14 protein-coding genes are annotated in these 17,351 nt (G+C 68.8%); 6 read left to right on the forward strand and 8 right to left on the reverse strand.

What is annotated here, in order from left to right; genetic code table 11:
• Positions 1-782: 782 nt before the first annotated feature.
• Complete coding sequence (locus tag E0H50_RS31415) at positions 783-1,592, reverse strand: phosphotransferase (RefSeq protein ID WP_131294403.1); 810 nt, start codon at positions 1,590-1,592, stop codon at positions 783-785.
• A gap of 93 nt (positions 1,593-1,685) precedes the next feature.
• Here E0H50_RS31415 and E0H50_RS31420 point away from each other — a divergent pair, with 93 nt between their 5' ends.
• On the forward strand, positions 1,686-2,999 hold the full coding sequence (locus E0H50_RS31420; protein WP_202868409.1) for an MFS transporter: 1,314 nt from the start codon (positions 1,686-1,688) through the stop codon (positions 2,997-2,999).
• Between the two features lie 60 nt (positions 3,000-3,059).
• Positions 3,060-3,686: an SAM-dependent methyltransferase gene (locus E0H50_RS31425; RefSeq protein ID WP_131294405.1), complete on the forward strand. Its 627-nt coding sequence runs from the start codon at positions 3,060-3,062 to the stop codon at positions 3,684-3,686.
• Between the two features lie 259 nt (positions 3,687-3,945).
• Here the strand turns inward: E0H50_RS31425 and E0H50_RS31430 are convergent, their stop codons facing one another.
• The 4 genes from E0H50_RS31430 to E0H50_RS31445 form a co-directional block, all read right to left on the reverse strand.
• Positions 3,946-5,445 (reverse strand): sensor histidine kinase, encoded by a 1,500-nt coding sequence (locus tag E0H50_RS31430; RefSeq protein ID WP_131294407.1) that lies wholly within the window; start codon positions 5,443-5,445, stop codon positions 3,946-3,948.
• Complete coding sequence (locus E0H50_RS31435) at positions 5,445-6,146, reverse strand: response regulator transcription factor (protein WP_130385800.1); 702 nt, start codon at positions 6,144-6,146, stop codon at positions 5,445-5,447. Before E0H50_RS31435 ends, E0H50_RS31430 begins: the two co-directional genes overlap by 1 nt.
• Before the next feature lie 77 nt (positions 6,147-6,223).
• Positions 6,224-6,760, reverse strand: coding sequence for a hypothetical protein (locus E0H50_RS31440; RefSeq protein WP_131294409.1), 537 nt, complete (start codon positions 6,758-6,760; stop codon positions 6,224-6,226).
• A gap of 179 nt (positions 6,761-6,939) precedes the next feature.
• Complete coding sequence (locus E0H50_RS31445; RefSeq protein ID WP_131294411.1) at positions 6,940-7,425, reverse strand: DUF456 domain-containing protein; 486 nt, start codon at positions 7,423-7,425, stop codon at positions 6,940-6,942.
• 42 nt (positions 7,426-7,467) lie between these two features.
• Here E0H50_RS31445 and E0H50_RS31450 point away from each other — a divergent pair, with 42 nt between their 5' ends.
• Positions 7,468-9,480: an amylo-alpha-1,6-glucosidase gene (locus tag E0H50_RS31450; protein WP_131294413.1), complete on the forward strand. Its 2,013-nt coding sequence runs from the start codon at positions 7,468-7,470 to the stop codon at positions 9,478-9,480.
• On the opposite strand, the gene E0H50_RS31455 is transcribed toward E0H50_RS31450, so the two are convergent.
• Complete coding sequence (locus tag E0H50_RS31455) at positions 9,438-10,064, reverse strand: LysE family translocator (RefSeq protein ID WP_131294415.1); 627 nt, start codon at positions 10,062-10,064, stop codon at positions 9,438-9,440. The genes E0H50_RS31450 and E0H50_RS31455 overlap by 43 nt on opposite strands.
• An 81-nt stretch (positions 10,065-10,145) precedes the next feature.
• Here E0H50_RS31455 and E0H50_RS31460 point away from each other — a divergent pair, with 81 nt between their 5' ends.
• A complete protein-coding gene (locus tag E0H50_RS31460; RefSeq protein ID WP_202868410.1) occupies positions 10,146-11,621 on the forward strand; it encodes an aminotransferase-like domain-containing protein in 1,476 nt (491 codons plus the stop codon).
• A gap of 107 nt (positions 11,622-11,728) precedes the next feature.
• Here the strand turns inward: E0H50_RS31460 and E0H50_RS31465 are convergent, their stop codons facing one another.
• Complete coding sequence (locus E0H50_RS31465) at positions 11,729-11,962, reverse strand: DUF7455 domain-containing protein (protein ID WP_130385795.1); 234 nt, start codon at positions 11,960-11,962, stop codon at positions 11,729-11,731.
• Between the two features lie 392 nt (positions 11,963-12,354).
• On the opposite strand from E0H50_RS31465, the gene E0H50_RS31470 reads away from it, so the two are divergent.
• Together E0H50_RS31470 and E0H50_RS31475 are read left to right on the forward strand one after the other, a co-directional pair.
• Complete coding sequence (locus E0H50_RS31470; RefSeq protein ID WP_131294419.1) at positions 12,355-14,439, forward strand: DNA gyrase/topoisomerase IV subunit B; 2,085 nt, start codon at positions 12,355-12,357, stop codon at positions 14,437-14,439.
• A 167-nt stretch (positions 14,440-14,606) separates the two neighbouring features.
• Positions 14,607-15,257, forward strand: coding sequence for an HAD family hydrolase (locus E0H50_RS31475; RefSeq protein ID WP_238151462.1), 651 nt, complete (start codon positions 14,607-14,609; stop codon positions 15,255-15,257).
• On the opposite strand, the gene E0H50_RS43180 is transcribed toward E0H50_RS31475, so the two are convergent.
• Positions 15,241-17,151 (reverse strand): MGH1-like glycoside hydrolase domain-containing protein, encoded by a 1,911-nt coding sequence (locus tag E0H50_RS43180; protein ID WP_165547358.1) that lies wholly within the window; start codon positions 17,149-17,151, stop codon positions 15,241-15,243. The two genes, E0H50_RS31475 and E0H50_RS43180, sit on opposite strands and share 17 nt — an antisense overlap.
• Between the last annotated feature and the right edge of the window lie 200 nt (positions 17,152-17,351).

The following is a 17,351-nucleotide window of genomic DNA, read 5'->3' on the forward strand; positions in this document are numbered from 1 at the left end:
TCAACAAGTCCAGCACCACCCGCCGCCGCGCCTGCGACAACCTCTCCGCCACAACACCCTCCAAACTCAGGCGTTGCGACAATCCCCTGAAGCTGCCGTGCCGAATCGGCAAGTAATCCTCCCCAAGCCTGCCGCGTCGCGGCATTCCCAGGGTCCGAGGACGAGGTCAGGTGGACCGCCGGCATCCACCAACCGGCGCCGCGGTCGCTGCGTGAATCAAACGACTCCAGCAATCGCCTCCGCCGGGCCTTGAACGTCCAGGAGTCACCGGGTGGCCGGTCGCTTGTACACGGGAGGGGGTTATCCCCGCGTGTTGGGGGTTCTCCGCTCGCACACCAGCAGATAACCCCCAATTCGAACGGATAACCCCGGTTCTTCTGGGTTGATGGCGTGATGGCGAGATCCGTTGGGTCGGCGGTGGCATGAGGCTGGGCGGGGAGGTGTTGGGGAGGGTTTCCTGCCCGATCCGGGAAGGAACTCTCCCCAGATGCCCGGTCGCGGTCGAGCAGCCCATGCCGCGTGCCCGCCGGCGTCGGGAACGGGGACCGGCGGGACCCACCAGAACCAGTCACCGGCCCGCACTTCACCCGCACATCCGGCAGGAGGGCCGCGTTCTCCGCTGTGCGGTCAATCCCGTGCTCCGGAACGCCGACCGCCGACGGCGCGCAGAGCCAACCGTTCGCCGGACTCCCTCTGCCTTCTCCTTTTCTGTCTTTCTTCGTCTTCTTCCTTGAAGACCCGCCCCGGACTCTTTCTTGAGAACCTACTCTGGGCTCTCTTCTTTACTGGAGTAGGGCGCCGGTGAGGGAGGTGGCGTTGTATTCGAGCCAAGATTGGCGGGCTTGGATTTTGTTACCTACTCCCTCGCTCCACATCCGCTGCCAGCCGCCGCCCAGGGTGTCGGCGCGGTACTTCATCGTGTGCCAGGCGCGCTCGTTCAAACCGATCGTGAGCTCCAGGCTGCGAGCGCGGTCCGCGGGGGAGAGGCCGTAGGCGTCGGCGAGCAGCCGGCAGCGGCGGGGCCGGTCCAGGCCGCGGAGTTCGGGGTCGAGATCGTCGTCGGCGCCGAGCGGGGCCCACCACAGCATCAGGTTCACGAACTCCCGGGCCCGGCTCACCGGTCGGGCCAGGTCGAAGTCGATCAGCGCGTACGCGCGGCCTTCCCGGAAGACCACGTTCTCCGGCGTGACGTCCTGATGGCCGATCAGCTCCGGCGGATCGTTCAGGTCCGGTAGGCCGGACGGCTCGATCGGCGCGGGCAGGTTGTCCGGGATCCCGAATTCCTCGACGGCGTCGTCGTACGCACGCAGCAGCCGCGCGACCGAGACCATCCGTTCCTCGTCCGCGATCCACGGCGGTCGCGGACGGCCCGCGACCTCGCCCTCGACGTACGTGAGCGCCTGACGGCCGGCCGAGTCGATACCGAGGAAGCGCGGTGCCCCCTCGAACCCGACCTTCTCCAGGTGCAGCAGCACGTCCTGGACCAGCGCGGCCCGCTCGCCCGGCGGTCGCCGTACGGTGTCGCCGACGCGGACCAACCCTTCGGTCACGTCGCCGCCGAGCAGCGGAATCTCCTCGCCGTCCTCGATCACTGAGCCCTCATTCCGCTGGATGAAACGTTTGTCTGCACAAAGAAGACGAGCAAGGTAACGTGCCCACGATCCGCACTCGATCGGAGGCGCACAGTGACCGCCACCTCTGTGAAGGCTCCACCCGGAGCCAGCCGTACGAGGTACCTGATCCTAGGGCTCGCGTTCGTCGGCCTCTCACTGAATTACCTGGATCGCGCCAACCTGAGCGTCGCACTGCCGTTCATCGAGGACGATCTGCACCTCGACCTCAGCAACGCCGAGAAGGGCCTGATCCTCGGCGCGTTCTTCTGGGCGTACGACGGTGCGATGCTCGCGGCGGGCTGGTTCGCCGACAAGGTGGGCTCGCGGAAGGCGTTCACGTTCGCCGCGCTGTGGTGGAGCATCGTCACCGCGCTGACGCCGTTGGCGCGCGGGTTCTGGTCGTTGTTCGCGTTCCGGTTCGCGCTCGGTGCGGGGGAGGCGCCGGCGTACCCGAGTGCGACCAAGGCCGCGTCGCGGTGGTTCCCGGCGCACGAGCGGGCGTTCGCGAGCGCGGTGATCGACTCGGGGTCGCGGGTCGGGACAGTCCTGTCGCTGCCGGTCGTGACCGGGCTGATCGCGTTGGTGAGCTGGCACTTCTCGTTCGTCGTGCTCGGCGTCCTCGGCATCATGCTCGCCGCGGTCTGGTACTGGTACTACCGCGATCCGATGGAGCACAAGCACGCGAACGCCGAGGAGCGTGACTACATCGTGTCCAACGGCGCGCGGCTCGACGAGAACGACTCCGAGGCCGCGGCGCAGGTGCGCTGGCGGGACCTGTTCCGGTACCGGACGATCCGCGGGATGATGCTCGGCTTCTTCTGCCTGAACTTCGTCATCTACTTCTTCCTGACCTGGTTCCCGTCGTACCTGAAGGACGCCCGCGGGCTCGACCTGAAGGAGCTCGGGACGCTCGGCACGCTGCCCGGGATCACCGCGATCGCCGGCGGCTGGATCGCCGGGATCGTCGCCGACCGGCGGATCCGGGCCGGTGCGGACGTGACCCGGGTCCGGAAGACCGTGATGGTCGGCGGGCTGCTCGGCGGCGCGGCGATCGTGTTCGCGGCGCCGGCGAAGTCGGTGTACGTCGCGTTGCTGTTCCTGGCGATCTCGTACGCGAGCCTGGCGATCGCGGCGACCGGGATCTGGTCGTTGCCGGGCGACGTGGCGCCGTCGTCGCGGCACGTGGCGTCGATCGGCGGCATCCAGAACTTCGCGTCGAACATCGCCGGGATCATCAGCCCGTACGTCTTCGGTCTGCTGCTCGACATCTACCACGGGTCGTACCTGCCGTCGTTCGCCGTCGCGGGAGTGGTGGCGGTGATCGGAGCGCTGACGTACGCCTTCGTGGTCGGGAAGGCCGAGCCACTGCCGGCCCTGGACCGCTAGCGTTTGCCGGTCCGGCAAGATTGTTTGCCACACCATGATGGGTTCGCGCAGCATCGGTGCATGACCACCGAACAGCTCCCCGACGAGCACTGGAACGCGTTCTACACCGAGCACGAGCAGATCTGGAGCGGCAAGCCGAACGCCGCCTTCGTCGACGAGGTGTCCGGCCTGACGCCGGGCCGGGCGCTCGACCTCGGCTGCGGTGAAGGGGCCGACGCGATCTGGCTCGCGGAGCGGGGCTGGACCGTCACGGCCGTCGACATCTCGACGGTCGCGCTGGGGCGCGCGGGTGAGCACGCGAAGGCCGCCGGCGTCGACGACCGGATCGATTGGCAGCAGCACGAGCTGGGGAAGTCGTTCCCGGAGGGGGAGTTCGATCTGGTGTCCGCGCAGTTCCTGCACTCGAAGACCGAGCTGGCGCGCGACGAGATCCTGCGGAGGGCGGCAGCGGCTGTCGCGCGAGGCGGCGTACTGCTGATCGAAGGTCACCTGGGATTCCCTCCGGGCGAGCACAATCCGCACCCTGAGATGCACTTCCCGGAGCCAGATGAGGTGATCGAGAGTCTGGCGCTTCCCGATGGTGAGTGGGAGACGCTTGTCAGTCGCGCGCATGACCGGGCGCAGGTGCTGCGTGACGGCGTACCGATCAACCGGCGGGACAGCACGGTCAAGCTGCGGCGTCGCTGAGGCTTGTTCACCTGGGCGTCGTCCTCGGGGCTGAGTCTGTCGTCATGAACCCGGTGCTGCTGCGGGCCGACGGTACGCCGGTGACACGTGGCGCGAGGGCTATCCGTACGGCGAACGCCTCGCGCGGGAGATCTACGACCAGGACAAGCGGCTGGCAAGGGCGGGACGATCAAGCCGAACCACCATCCACGACTCGGCGGATGAAGCCGGATTCCACAGTTGCTTGACGGGCGGGGGCGCCGAGCCGGGCGTGGGTGTTCTAGGTGGTGAGGGGGAGGTGGATGGTGAAGGTTGCGCCGTGGGGGGTGGTGTTGGTGACGGTTACGTGGCCGTGGTGGGCGGCTACCAGGGCGGCGACTATGGAGAGGCCCAGGCCGGAGCCGCCGGTGGAGCGGGTTCGGGCGGTGTCCACTCGGTAGAAGCGTTCGAAGATGCGGGTCTTTTGTTCGTCGGTGAGGCCGGGGCCGGTGTCGCTGACTTCGAGGATGGCTTCGGAGCCGCGGGTGCCGACGGAGACGGTGATAGGCGCCTCGACGGGGGTGTAGTGCAGTGCGTTGCTGACCAGGTTCCCGAGGACCTGCCGCAGTCGTGCCTCGTCGCCGGAGACGACCGGCGCTTCCGAGTCGGGCAGGATCGTCAGCGAGATGTGGCGGTCGGGCTGGACGGCCTGCGCGTTGTGCAGGGCGTCGGCCGCGATCGGGAGCAGGTCGACGGACTCCGAGCGCAACGGACGCTGTTGATCGAGTCGCGCGAGCAGCAGCAGGTCGTCGACGAGCAGCCCCATTCGCTTGGCCTCGTCCTCGATCCGGCGCATCGTGTCGGCGTCCGTCACGTCACCCCGGTGCCGGGCCAGCTCCGCGAACCCCCGGATCGACGTCAACGGCGTACGCAACTCGTGCGAAGCGTCCGCGACGAACCGCCGCATCCGGTCCTCGGACTGCCGAGCGGCCTCCTCCGACTGCCGCGCTGCGTCCTCACTGCGCCGCGCCGCGAACTCCGACGCGGTGCGTTGCGCGAACGCGGTCTCGATCTGCCCGAGCATCTGGTTCAGCGCCAGCGACAACCGCCCGACCTCGGTCCGCGGGTCCCGCTGCGGCACGCGGCGGCTCAGGTCCCCGCCGGCGATCGCGACCGCGGTGTGCTCCACGTCCTCGAGTCCGCGCAGACTTCGCCGTACGACGTAGGTCCCGACGCCGGCCAGCAGCACCAGGAGGATCACCCCGGCCGCGGCCTGGATTCCGATGAGCCGCTGGATCGTGTGGTCCATGTCCTTGAGGCTCTGCGCGACCATGACCGAGCCCTTGCCGTCCTCGGTCGGCACCGCGAGCACCCGCCACGTCGCCCCGCCCGACTCGGCGTCCACCTGGAACGGCTTCCCGCCGAGGTTGCGCACCTGGTTCAGGTTGAGTGTCGGCAGCTTCGGCAACGGCTCGGTGTCGGCGAGCCGCTGCCCGACGGGTCCCTTGTCGCTGGTGCCCTCGGAGTCGTTGAACTGCACGACGAACTCGCTCGGCAGCTGCCGCGGCCCCTGCCCACCGCCTGGGCGAGGCACCGGGCGCCGATCGTTCGTGACGTGTGACAGGGGCATAGCAGCCTGCCGCAGTTGATCGTCGACGCGGTCGATCAGGTAGCCGCGCATGATAGTGGTCGCCAGCACACCGGACGCGGCCAGCGCGAGCGCGACCAGCGCCAGCAGGACCACGACGATGGTGACGCGCAGCGGGTACCGGTCGGCGAACCGCCGGTGGTTCAGTTGCATCAGTTGGGGCCTCGCGGAGTCCGCAGGACGTAGCCGACCCCGCGGACGGTGTGGAGCAGCTTCTGGTCGCCGGTGTCGACCTTACGGCGCAGGTAGGACATGTACGACTCGACCACGCCGGCGTCCCCGGCGAAGTCGTAGTTCCAGACCGCGGACAGGATCTGCCCCTTCGACATCACCCGCTCGGCGTTCTCCAGCAGGCACCGCAGCAGCTTGAACTCGGTCAGCGACAGCTGCACGGCCTGACCGGACTTGAAGACCTCGTAACTGTCCTCGTTCAGTTCCAGGTCCGCATAGCGCAGTACGGCGGCCTCGGTCGTGGTCTGTTCGCGATGACCGGACCGGCGGAGCAGTGCGCGGACCCGGGCGACCAGCTCGTCCAGGCTGAACGGCTTCGTGACGTAGTCGTCGCCGCCGGTCTGCAGGCCGAGCACCTTGTCCTCGACCGCGTCCCGGGCGGTGAGGAACAGCACCGGCACGTGCCGGTCCTCACCGCGCAGGCGGCGTACGACCTCGAAACCGTCCAGCCCGGGCATCATCACGTCGAGCACGACCAGGTCGGGCTCCACGTCCCGCGCCTTGCGCAGCGCCTCGGCGCCGTGGGTCGCCGTGGTCACGTCGTACCCGGCGAAACGCAGACTCGCGGACAGGAGCTCGACGATGTTCGGCTCGTCGTCGACAACCAGCAGATGCGGACTCATGGTTCACAGTGTGCAGGTGGTTCCCATGCGAACCCTGGAAGGTTCCTGGCAATCACCTGTGAGTCGTCCGCGACCACTCACCGTGGTCCGTGCTTGAACCCCCACTTCTGACCGGCCGCGTCGCGGACCGTCCCGTCGTTCACCGAACTCGCGGTCGCCTTACCGTCCGTGACCACAGCCGTCACGGTCACGGTGTTCCCGGTCTTCACGTCGTCGATGCCGTCGCGGGCCGCGTTCACCAGCGTGTCCTCGGTGAGCGTGTAGGTCCGGCTGTACCCGTCCGCGCTCTTCACGGTGATCGACTCCTTGCTGACCGCGGTGACCTCGCCGCGCTGGGTCGCGACGGTCTGGTACCCGCCGCCGTCCTTCGGTACGACGAACTCGCCGTGCAGCGCGCCGCCGAGGCCGAACTCGCCCCGCGGACCGAATCCGCCCCTGCCCGGTCCGTCCGGCTTCTGTTGCTGCCCGGGCGTGGCCGGACTGGTGGGGGAGGCCGACGGCGACGGTGTCGGGTCCGCGTTGCTCGTAGCCCAGGCGACCCCGCCGGCCGTGGTCGTCACGGCCACGGCGGCCACTGTGCCGAGCAGCCGCCATCGCTTCTGTGAGAGCTTCATCCTGCTGTGCCTTCCGTACTGCGTACCGGGACGTCACCCGGCACTGTTCCTTCACACGGTGGCGCGCGGAGCTTGGACGGACCTCCGCTGCGGATAAGAAGAAGCTGGCAATCACCTAAGAATCGGTGCGTGGACGACTGGACGGCGCTCTGCGCCGGCACTGGAAAGTCCCTGGCAATTCAGACAACGAAGAGCACCGCAATCAGCCAGACCGCGGCGGCGAGTGAGGTGCCGACGAATTCGATCAGGATGGACACGCCGGTCTCGCGCAGTGCGTGCTTGGTCGACGTCCACGCGGCGGAGTTGTCGCGCTGCCGCTGCAGCTCGGACAGGTAGACGCCGATCGGGAACCCGACGAACATGCCGACCACCGGGATCACGAAGAACCCGACGATGCCGAGCAGCACCCCGAAGACCATCGACCGCCGCGGTACGCCGGCCTCGCGGAGCCGCCGCTCCGGTACGACGTACTTCACCACCTGACTGGCACCGATCAGGACCACGGCGATCGCGAACACGACCCACCCGGTCGCGCTGCCCTCGACGATCGCCCAGACCAGGATCGCCGCCAGACTGAGGATCGCCCCGGGCAGGATCGGTACGACGATGCCGACGATCCCGACGAAGATCGCGATCCCGACCAGTACGGTCACCCCTGTCTCCATACCCACACTCTCTCGCACCGACCGACCTTTTAGGGTGGAGACATGTCCCCATTGCACGAACTGGTCACCGCCCTCGCTGCTCCGTGGGTGGTCCTGTCGCCCCGGTCCGGTCAGCTGACTGGTTCCGGCGCCGAGGGCGTGTACGCCCGGGACCGCCGGATCCTGTCCCGTCTGAGCGTGACCGTCGACGGACGTGAGCCGCTCCCGGTGCATGTCGACGAACGGGACGCGGCCACCCACGAGTACGTCGCGATGGTCGAGGGACTCGGCGACACCCGGCACGACCCGACCGTGATGCTCTACCGGACCCGGACTGTCGACTCCGAGGGACTGACCGAGCGGATCACCCTGGTGAACCGTTCCCGGTCGGCGATCGAGGGCCGGCTGGATGTTGCCCTCGGCACCGATCTCGCCGGTACCGCCGCGGTCCGCAGCGGCGCCGCGGTCAACCTGCCGCAACTGGCGCCGCTCCCGGACGGGCCCGGCCGTACGCGTTGGGAGAGCGACGACACCCGCGTCGTCGTCACCGCCGATCCGGGCGTCTCGGCCACGCCACGCATCGAGCCGGGGGAGGAGTTCACCATCACCGTGCGGGTCACGGCCGACTTCCCGAAGTCGAACACCGGCTTCTCGATCGAGCCGCCGGCCGAGCGCACGCCGTACGACGTCACCGTCCGCTGTGACGACACGCGCGTCGAACGCTGGCTGGACCGCTCGCTGGAGGACGTCCGCGCGCTCCAACTCGCCGCCGACGACGACCGCTACCTCGGCGCCGGTCCGCCCTGGTACCTCACGCTCTTCGGCCGCGACTCGCTGATCTCGTCGGGCATGCTGATCCCTGTCGACCCGACCCTCGCCGCGGGCACGTTGCGCGCGCTGGCCGCCCGGCAAGGCACCAAGGTCGACGTCGGGTCGGCGGAACAGCCGGGCAAGATCCCGCACGAGCTTCGCGCCGAGGTCGCCGATCACGGCGGCGGCCTGGTCCTCCCCGCGGTGTACTACGGCACCCACGACGCGACCCAGCTGTGGATCATGACGCTGCACAAGGCGTGGCGCTGGGGTATGCCCGCCGACGAGGTCCGCGACCTCCTGCCGAACCTGCGACGCGCCCTGACCTGGATGAAGGAGTACGCCGACCCCGATGGCGACGGCTTCCTCGAGTACGTCGACGAGTCGGGTCACGGGCTGGCGAACCAGGGCTGGAAGGACTCCGTCGACGCGGTGCAATGGCCGGACGGGACGTTGGCGACCGCGCCGATCGCGCTGTGCGAGGTCCAGGGCTACGCGTACGCCGCCGCGGTCAAGGGCGCCGAGCTGCTCGAGGCGTACGGCGAGTCCGGCGACGAGTGGCGCGCCTGGGCGGCCGCGTTGCAGGAGCGCTTCCGCGCCGCGTTCTGGGTCGACGGGTACCCGGCGATCGCGCTCGACGGTGCGAAGAACCCGGTTGCCGGCCGCGCGTCGAACATGGGCCACCTGCTCGGCACCGGCCTGCTCGACGCCGACGAGGAGCAGACGGTCGCCGACGTGCTGGCCGGCGAGGACCTGAACAGCGGCTTCGGGCTGCGTACGTTGTCCACCGCGATGACCCGCTTCAACCCGCTCGGCTACCACACCGGCAGCGTGTGGCCGCACGACACCGCGATGACGGTCGAAGGCCTGTTCGCGAGCGGTCAGTCCGACGTGGCGTCGTCGTACGTCGCGGGACTGGTCCGCGCGGCGGAGGTGTTCGGCTACCGACTGCCGGAGTTGTACGGCGGCCGCGGGACGAGCGCGGAGAGTACGCCGACGCCGTACCCGCTCTCGTGCCGCCCGCAGGCGTGGGCAGCGGCCTCCGCGGTCGCCGTTCTGGTTGCCGCATTCGGCATCGAGCCCGACGTACCCGGCGGCACGCTGGCGATCAATCCCGCCGACTCGGTGCCCTGGCAGGTGCTCGAACTCACTGGGTTGCGGGTCGGCGGCGAGACGTTGTCGCTGCGGCTCGAGAACGGTTCGGTCGTCGTGGTCGAAGGTCCTCAGAGTGCCGTGATCAGCGCGAACGCGGACAGCCCGAGGTAGATTGCCGCGACGATCAGGTTGCGCCGGCGGCTCGTCGTACGAGCTCCGCGGAAGCGGCGGCCGACGGCGTCGGCACCGACCGCGTAGCAGAGGTCGAGGGCGAGGCCGATCAGCAGGGCGCCGACGCCGAGCAGCAGGAGTTCGGTGCGGAGCTGACCGGGATCGGCACCGCGGGTCGCGAACTGCGGCAGGAACGCCAGGAAGAACAGCGCGGCCTTCGGGTTGAGCAGGTTCACCACAACGCCGTCGCGGAAAACGCGGCCGAGCGGCGCGGCCTGGATGTCCGCGGAGTGGTCGTTGGCCGGAGCCTTGAGCAGCTTGAGACCGAGGTACGCGAGGTAGAGCGCCCCGGCGACGGTGATCGCGGTGTAGAGCGTGGGCGACGCCTGCACAAGGGTGGCGAGACCGAGCGCGGTCACGACGATGTAGACGAGCGTCCCGGTCTCGATGGCCAGCGCCGAGACGACACCTGCCCGCCGGCCCTGGGTGAGGCTGCGCAGCGAGATGTACAGATTGTTCGGCCCCGGCATCCCGACCAGCACCACCGTCGCGCCCGCGAACCCCGCCAATTGCCCGATCCCCATACCGTCTCCTAGAACTGGACTGCCTGCCGGTACTAGCCTGGCGGCGCGAGAAGCAGTCCACCCGAGCCAATCCGAGGAGAAGTGGACCGTTCTGGAGACCCGGCGGCGCTGGCCGACCTGATCGGCCACCGGCTGAGCACCCGCAGCGGCGGCCTGTACCGAAGGCTGGCCGACGAGATCGCCGCCCTGATCGGCTCCGCCGAGCTCCCGGTCGGCGCCCGCCTCCCGGCCGAACGACGGTTGGCCGACGCGTTGGCGATCAGCCGCTCCACAGTCGTCGCGGCGTACGACGAACTCCGCGCCCGCGGCCTGGTCGAGAGCCGGCGTGGCAGCGGTACGACGGTCGCGCGCGCGGCCGGACGGGGTCGTTCACGATCGGACAAGCAGATGCCGGCCGGGTACGGCGAGTCGCTGTTCCACCGGATCACGGTCGGACCGGGCGAGGTGATCTCGCTGACGTACGCCGTGGATCCAGGGCTGCCCGAGCTGTCGTCGGAGCTGATCGAACTCGCCTCCGACGAGTTGCCCGCACTGCTCGGCGACGTCGGATACCACCCGCGGGGTCTGCCGGTGCTCCGCGAGCGGATCGCGGAGCACTTCACCGAGGGCGGGCTGCCGACGTCGCCCGACGAGATCGTGGTCACGACCGGCGCGCACCAGGCGATCGCGCTGGCGACGCAGATGTACCTGCGCACCGGCGCCGCGGTCGCCATCGAGCAGCCGAGCTGGCCGGGATGCTTCGACCTGTTCGGCGCGGCCGGCGGGCGAGTGGTCGGCGTACCGCTGGACGACGCCGGGATCCGGCCGGACCTGCTCGAGGCCGTGTTCGCGGAGCATCAGCCGGCGATGCTGTTCGTGATGCCGACGTTCCACAACCCGACCGGCCGGCTGATGTCGGCGTACCGCCGCCGGCAGGTCGCGGAGCTGGCGGCGCGGCACCAGGTCGTCGTGGTCGAGGACAACGCGTACTCGGCCTGGGATCCGGCCGGTCCGGAGATCCCGCCGCCGCTCGCGGCGTACGCGCCGGACGCTGCCGAGGTGCTGACGATCGGGTCGGTGTCGAAGGCGGTCTGGGGTGGACTGCGGATCGGGTGGATCCGGGCGTCGCGGCCGTTGGCCGAGCGGCTGGCGCGGCACAAGGCACTGGCCGACCTGGGGAGCCCGGTCATCGACCAGGCACTGACTGCGCGACTGCTGCCGCGGCTTACCGAGCTGACGTCGGCGCGGGCGCGACTGGCGACCGTGCGGAAGAAGCTGATGGGGGAGCTGCTGACCGAACGACTACCGGACTGGGAATGGTCGCCGCCGGTCGGAGGGTCGGCGTTGTGGGTCCGGTTGCCGGACACGGATGCCCGGGTGTTCGCCCAGGTCGCGTTGCGGCACGGCGTCGAGGTGGTGGCCGGGCAGGCGATGGATCCGTCGGGTGCGCACGACGACTACCTACGGGTGCCGTTCGCCTACTCGGAGCAAGTGCTTGATGATGCGGTCACACGGCTGTCGCGGGCCTGGCAGGAACTGCGGCGGCACGGGCCCGGTCCCGGCGTACCTGTCGTGTAAGCAAAGTTGGTGAAAAGAGGGATGGCGGTTCACCGCTGGGGTGAACCGCCATCGAAGCCTGTGATGACTTTGGCGCCGGCGCCGGCGCGTTTAGAACAGCGTGTGGGTCACCGCTCGTCGTCTACGGCGACCGTGGTGGGGGTGGCTTCGAGCCGACCGGTCTCGTCGTGGATGGTGATCGCGATGTCGCGCAGCTTTTCCGAGTGCTCGCGGCCGTGGTGGGCGCAGAATAGTAGCTCCCCACCGCTGGTCAGGGTGACTCGGACGTAGGCCTGCGCACCGCAGCGGTCACAACGATCCGCGGCCGACAGCGCCGAACTCGGGGCGAGTGCTGTAGTCATTGAGGCCTCATCTCATCTAGTTCCGTACTCACCAGATAGCAACATCCTGACACGTGGATCGCTTCCCGGTGGGGACAACGTGTCCGTATGTGAGACGAACCACCTGTCTTCGTATGACGCTTGCTGACGCGGAATCGTTTCGCGACACGGCGATTTCTGGTGAGACACGGAGGCGGGGTGCTTCTTCTCTCACTGTGCGCCATGATGCCGTCACCGTCTGCTCGGAATCGGAGTGTCGTACGCCACTCGTAATCGAGTCCGGATCGATACCTGTCGCGACACCTACCTCCGGTACCCACCCGCTGGTCCTGACTGGCCCCGCCTGCCACGTTTTGGGGGTGCGGCCGCATAAGCTGCGGTGTGTAAGTGTGGCAATCCAGTGAAGGAGCCCTGTGGCCGCCCCGACACCTCGCAGTACCGAGATCGACCCGGCGTACAACGCCCGCCATCTGCTCGTCCTCGAAGGTCTCGAGGCGGTCCGGAAGCGGCCGGGTATGTACATCGGGTCCACCGACAGCCGCGGCCTGATGCACTGTCTGTGGGAGATCATCGACAACGCCGTCGACGAGGCCCTGGCCGGGCACGGCGAGCGGATCGACGTCGTGCTCTACAAGGACGGCTCGGTCGAGGTCGTCGACCGCGCGCGCGGGATCCCGGTCGACATCGAGCCGAAGACCAAGCTCAGCGGTGTCGAGGTCGTGTTCACCAAGCTGCACGCCGGCGGCAAGTTCGGCGGCGGGTCGTACAACGCGTCCGGTGGTCTGCACGGCGTCGGCGCCTCGGTCGTGAACGCGCTGTCCGCGCGGCTGGACGTCGAGGTCGACCGCGGCGGTGTGATCTGGACGACGTCGTTCCGGCGCGGTGTCGCCGGTGAGTTCGACGGCGACGGGGCGAGTGCGTCGTTCACGCCGGCCAAGGGGCTGCGGAAGGCCGGCCGGGCGAAGAAGGGTGTCACCGGCACCCGGATCCGGTACTGGGCGGACCGGCAGATCTTCACCAAGGACGCGACCTTCAACTACGACGAGCTGGTCACCCGGGCGCGGCAGACGTCGTTCCTGGTGCCGGGGCTCGAGCTGGTGATCCGTGACGAGCGCGGCGACGAGGTCACCGAGGAGACCTTCAAGCACGACGGCGGGATCAGCGAGTTCTGCGAGTTCCTGGCGACCGACCAGAAGGTGACCGAGGTCGTCCGGCTGGCCGGGACCGGGCACTTCACCGAGACCGTGCCGATGCTCGACGACGCCGGCCACATGACCCCGACCGACGTCGAGCGGGACCTGGACGTCGACATCGCCGTCCGCTGGGGCGACGGCTACGAGACCGAGCTGCGTTCCTTCGTGAACATCGTCGCGACCCCGAAGGGCGGCACCCACGTCGCCGGGTTCGAGCGGGCGCTGTCGAAGAGCTTCACGAACGCCCTCGACGGCACCCGGCTGCTGAAGAGCGGCGAGGAGATCATCAAGGACGACGTACTCGAGGGTCTGACCGCGGTCGTGACGGTGCGGCTGGCCGAGCCGCAGTTCGACGGGCAGACGAAGGAAGTGCTGGGTACGCCGGCGGCGTCGCGGATCGTGGCGAAGGTCGTGCAGTCCGAGCTCGAGTCGTTCCTGACCTCGACGAAGCGGGAGCACAAGGCGCAGGCGCGCGCCGTACTGGAGAAGATCGTCGCCGCGTCACGGACCCGGGTCGCGGCGCGTCAGCACCGGGAGCTGCAGCGGCGGAAGACCGCACTGGAGTCGTCGGCGCTGCCGGCCAAGCTCGCGGACTGCCGCAGCAACGACGTCGACCGGTCCGAACTGTTCATCGTCGAGGGTGACTCGGCGCTCGGTACGGCGAAGCTCGCGCGCAGCTCGGAGTTCCAGGCGCTGCTGCCGATCCGGGGCAAGATCCTCAACGTGCAGAAGGCGTCCGTCGGGGACGTCCTGAAGAACGTCGAGTGCGCGTCGATCATCCAGGTGGTCGGGGCGGGCTCGGGCCGGACCTTCGACCTCGAGCAGGCGCGGTACGGCAAGATCATCTTCATGGCGGACGCGGACTCCGACGGTGCCCACATCCGGACGCTGCTCGCGACGCTGTTCTTCCGGTACATGCGGCCGCTGGTGGAGGCGGGGCGGGTCTACACCGCCGTACCGCCGCTGCACCGGTTCGAGCTGACGAACCCGAAGAAGGGGCAGGACAAGTACCTGTACACGTACAGCGACTCGGAGTACCAGCGGAAGACGGCCGAACTGATGAAGAAGGGCGTCCGCTGGAAGGAGCCGCCGCAGCGCTACAAGGGTCTCGGTGAAATGGACGCCGACCAGCTGGCCGAAACCACCATGGACCCCCGGCACCGCACGCTGCGCCGGATCACGGTCGACGACGCCGAAGCCGCCGCCCAGGTCTTCGACCTCCTGATGGGCAACGACGTAGCCCCCCGCAAGGAGTTCATAGTCCAAGGCGCCTACGAACTCGACGAAACCCGCATCGACGTCTGACAGCAGGCCCACGCCCTCCGACTGAGGGTGGTGACGCGCAGGCCCGCAGAATCTTGTGGGTCCACCCACGAGATGCAGGGTTGGCGTCCGAGATCCCGGCCGCCAACCCTGCATCTCGGACGCCAACCCACCAAATGCTGTGGGAGCGGATGTGTGAGGGTGGGGGTGTGGAGCGGACGCCTCGGTTGGTTTGTTTTGATCTGGACAACACGCTCATCGATCGGGACGGGGCGTTTCTGAGGTGGGCTCGGTGGTGGGCCGAGTCGAACGGGCTGGGGGAAGCCGGCGTCGAGTGGCTGGTTGCTCATGACAACGGTGGATTCCGGCCGCGGGCGGAGCTGTTCGAGCTGACCCAGACGCGGTTCGGGCTTGCCGCTCCGGTGGATGAGTTGGTGGCGGCGTACGACGAGGAACATCCGCTGTTCGCCTGGGTGGAGCAGAGTGTGCTCGACGGGCTGGCTGACCTGCGTGCCGCCGGGTGGCGCATCGCGGTGGTGACGAACGGTGGCACCGTCCAGCAGACGCTGAAGTTGGAGTACACGCGGGTCGCCGACGTCATCGACTATGCCTGCGTCTCCGAGACGGTCGGTGTCCGCAAACCCGACCGCCGGATCTTCGAGCTCGCCGCCACCCACACCGGCACAACCCTGACCAACGGCTGGATGGTCGGCGACCACCCCTCCCACGACATCGCGGGAGGCATCGCAGCAGGCCTCCACACGATCCAGATCGGGAATCGCCACGTGCCCGACGCGCCGACGGCGGACCATCAGTTCGACTCGATCGCGAAGGCGTTCCCGGTCATCTTGGCGGGATGACCTGCCCTGGCGCGACCTCGTGGCCGTTGACGGTGATCGTCGTATGGCGGGGTTCGACGGCTAGCTCGATTGTGTGGTTGCGGTAGCTGAGGTTGGTCAGGTTGAGGTTGCCTGTGGCAAGTGGGGTGGGGGTGATGGTGAGAGAGCCGTCGGGGTGGGGGTGGATGCCCAGGAGGCCGGTGAGGACGGCTTCGGCGCCGGTGAGGCCGGCGATGATGTTGATGCGGCGGCCGGTGGCGGGGGCGCCGGGTTTGTCGGCGTAGTGGTCCTGGGGGAAGTACGGGTAGTGCTCGCCCATCCAGAACAGACGGCGCAGGACGTCCCACGCGCGGTCTGGTTCGCCGTGTTCCCAGAGAGTGAGTGCCAGTTGCGGGGCCTCGCCGGTATAGGCGCCGGCTCCGGACCAATCGATGTCAGCGGTCTCGTAGTGCAGTGGATCCTCGGCGCTGACACTGCTGACGCCGTACTCGCCGAGGAACGCGCCCGGGCGCAAGTGGCTGATCAGAGCGGCGACGACATCGGGCGGGCAGCCGCCGGTGCGAAGTACGTCGTACGCCTGGATCGAGTACGCGAGTTCGGTGTGGCCGTCCGGGTAGCGGCTGCGGAACCAGCCGGCGTCGGCGTCCCACAACTGACGGATCACCTCGCTGCGGATCAGTTGTGCGGAGTCCCGAAGGTCAGCGGCCGGCAGTGCGGCGCCGGTGAGGTCGGACAGGTCGGCGAGAGTGTCGAGGGCCCAGGCGCGTTCGGCGTTGGGGCTCGCGACCACGTGCTCCCAGCCGGTACTCCGCATCTCGAGGAGGTTGCTCTGATCCCCGTAGTCCCGCAGTACGCCGGTCTGGTCGTCCGGCTGGAATCGCTTGTCGAGCGCGATCAGTACGTCGTACAGCCGGGACACGAGCGTGGGATCGAGCCGGCGTTCCGCGGCGGCGGCGCGGGCGAGGGAGACGAGTGACCAGCCGCTGTACGCGTAGGCGACGCCGAGGCCGGTGCCGTCGGGAGCGATCGCGTACCGGTCGGTGAGGTCGGCGTCGAGGAACGACTCGATGATGTCGACGACGCGGTCGCCGAGCATCAGGCTGAGCAGGTTGGGCGCGTAGCCGCCGGTGTCCCAGACGTAGGCGCAGAGCGCGCCGCCGTCGAGGCCGGACGTCGCGAGGAACGGGCGGGTGACGAAGTCCGGGTGATCCCACCAGCACACCAGACCGCTCGCCAGGGAGCGTCGGTAGTACTGCTCGAGACCTGGGATGTCGGACGTGAGGACTGGGAGTCGGTCGAGCACGTCGGTCAGGGTGCTGGTGGAAGGGGTATGTCCGACTGCGAGCGTGAAGGTGATCGTGCCGTGGGGTGGGAGGGTCGCGGTCAGATCGCTGTGGTGGAAGGGTATTTCGGCACCCGCGCCCGGGCCGGGTGGGACCCAGCCCCATTCGGAGAGTGGTACCTGGTGGGCCTTGGTCGGGGCGAGGTCGGGCTGGATCGACACTTCGTGGGTGTTGGCAGAGCGGTTCGTGACCGTCAGCGTGAGTTCGTAGCCGGACGCGCCCGGGGCGACAGTGGACTCGACGGCGAGAGAGGTCAGTCGACCGTCGGCGTACTGGTGGTAGGTGCCGTGGCGGACCAGGCGGTCGGGTCGCCAGGTGCCGCCACACGGGAGCAGTCCGCGATCACCGGCACCGGGTCGTGCGGCGTCGACGATGCGCCGGCCGTCGACCTCGAACGAGATCGTCAGCCTGCTGTCGGGCGCGGCGAGTGGGGGAGCGAACCAGCCGCCGACGCCGCAGACGGTGTTCGCGAGCTGGGTGACGGTCGCGGTGGCGCTGCGCACCCAGAGCTCGGCGGGCGGTACGGCGCGACGCAGGTCGAAGCTGAAGTCGTCGAGGGTGTACGGCGGCATGGGCGGCCTTCCTGATTCGCGGACAGCGCGAGACGCCCGGGGGCGTGCCGGACCGGTCCGGGCAGGTGATCCCGGCCTGCGTAGGACCGGTCCAATACGGTGGTTCGATCGTGGCACGAGGACGCCGTACGGCGCAATCCCTCGATGGGAAACCGTTTTCGGGTCAGGTGTTGACGGGGTTGCGGGGCGCTGTTACGTTC

This window comes from Kribbella sindirgiensis (assembly GCF_004331435.1).
GTDB classification, from domain to species: domain Bacteria; phylum Actinomycetota; class Actinomycetes; order Propionibacteriales; family Kribbellaceae; genus Kribbella; species Kribbella sindirgiensis.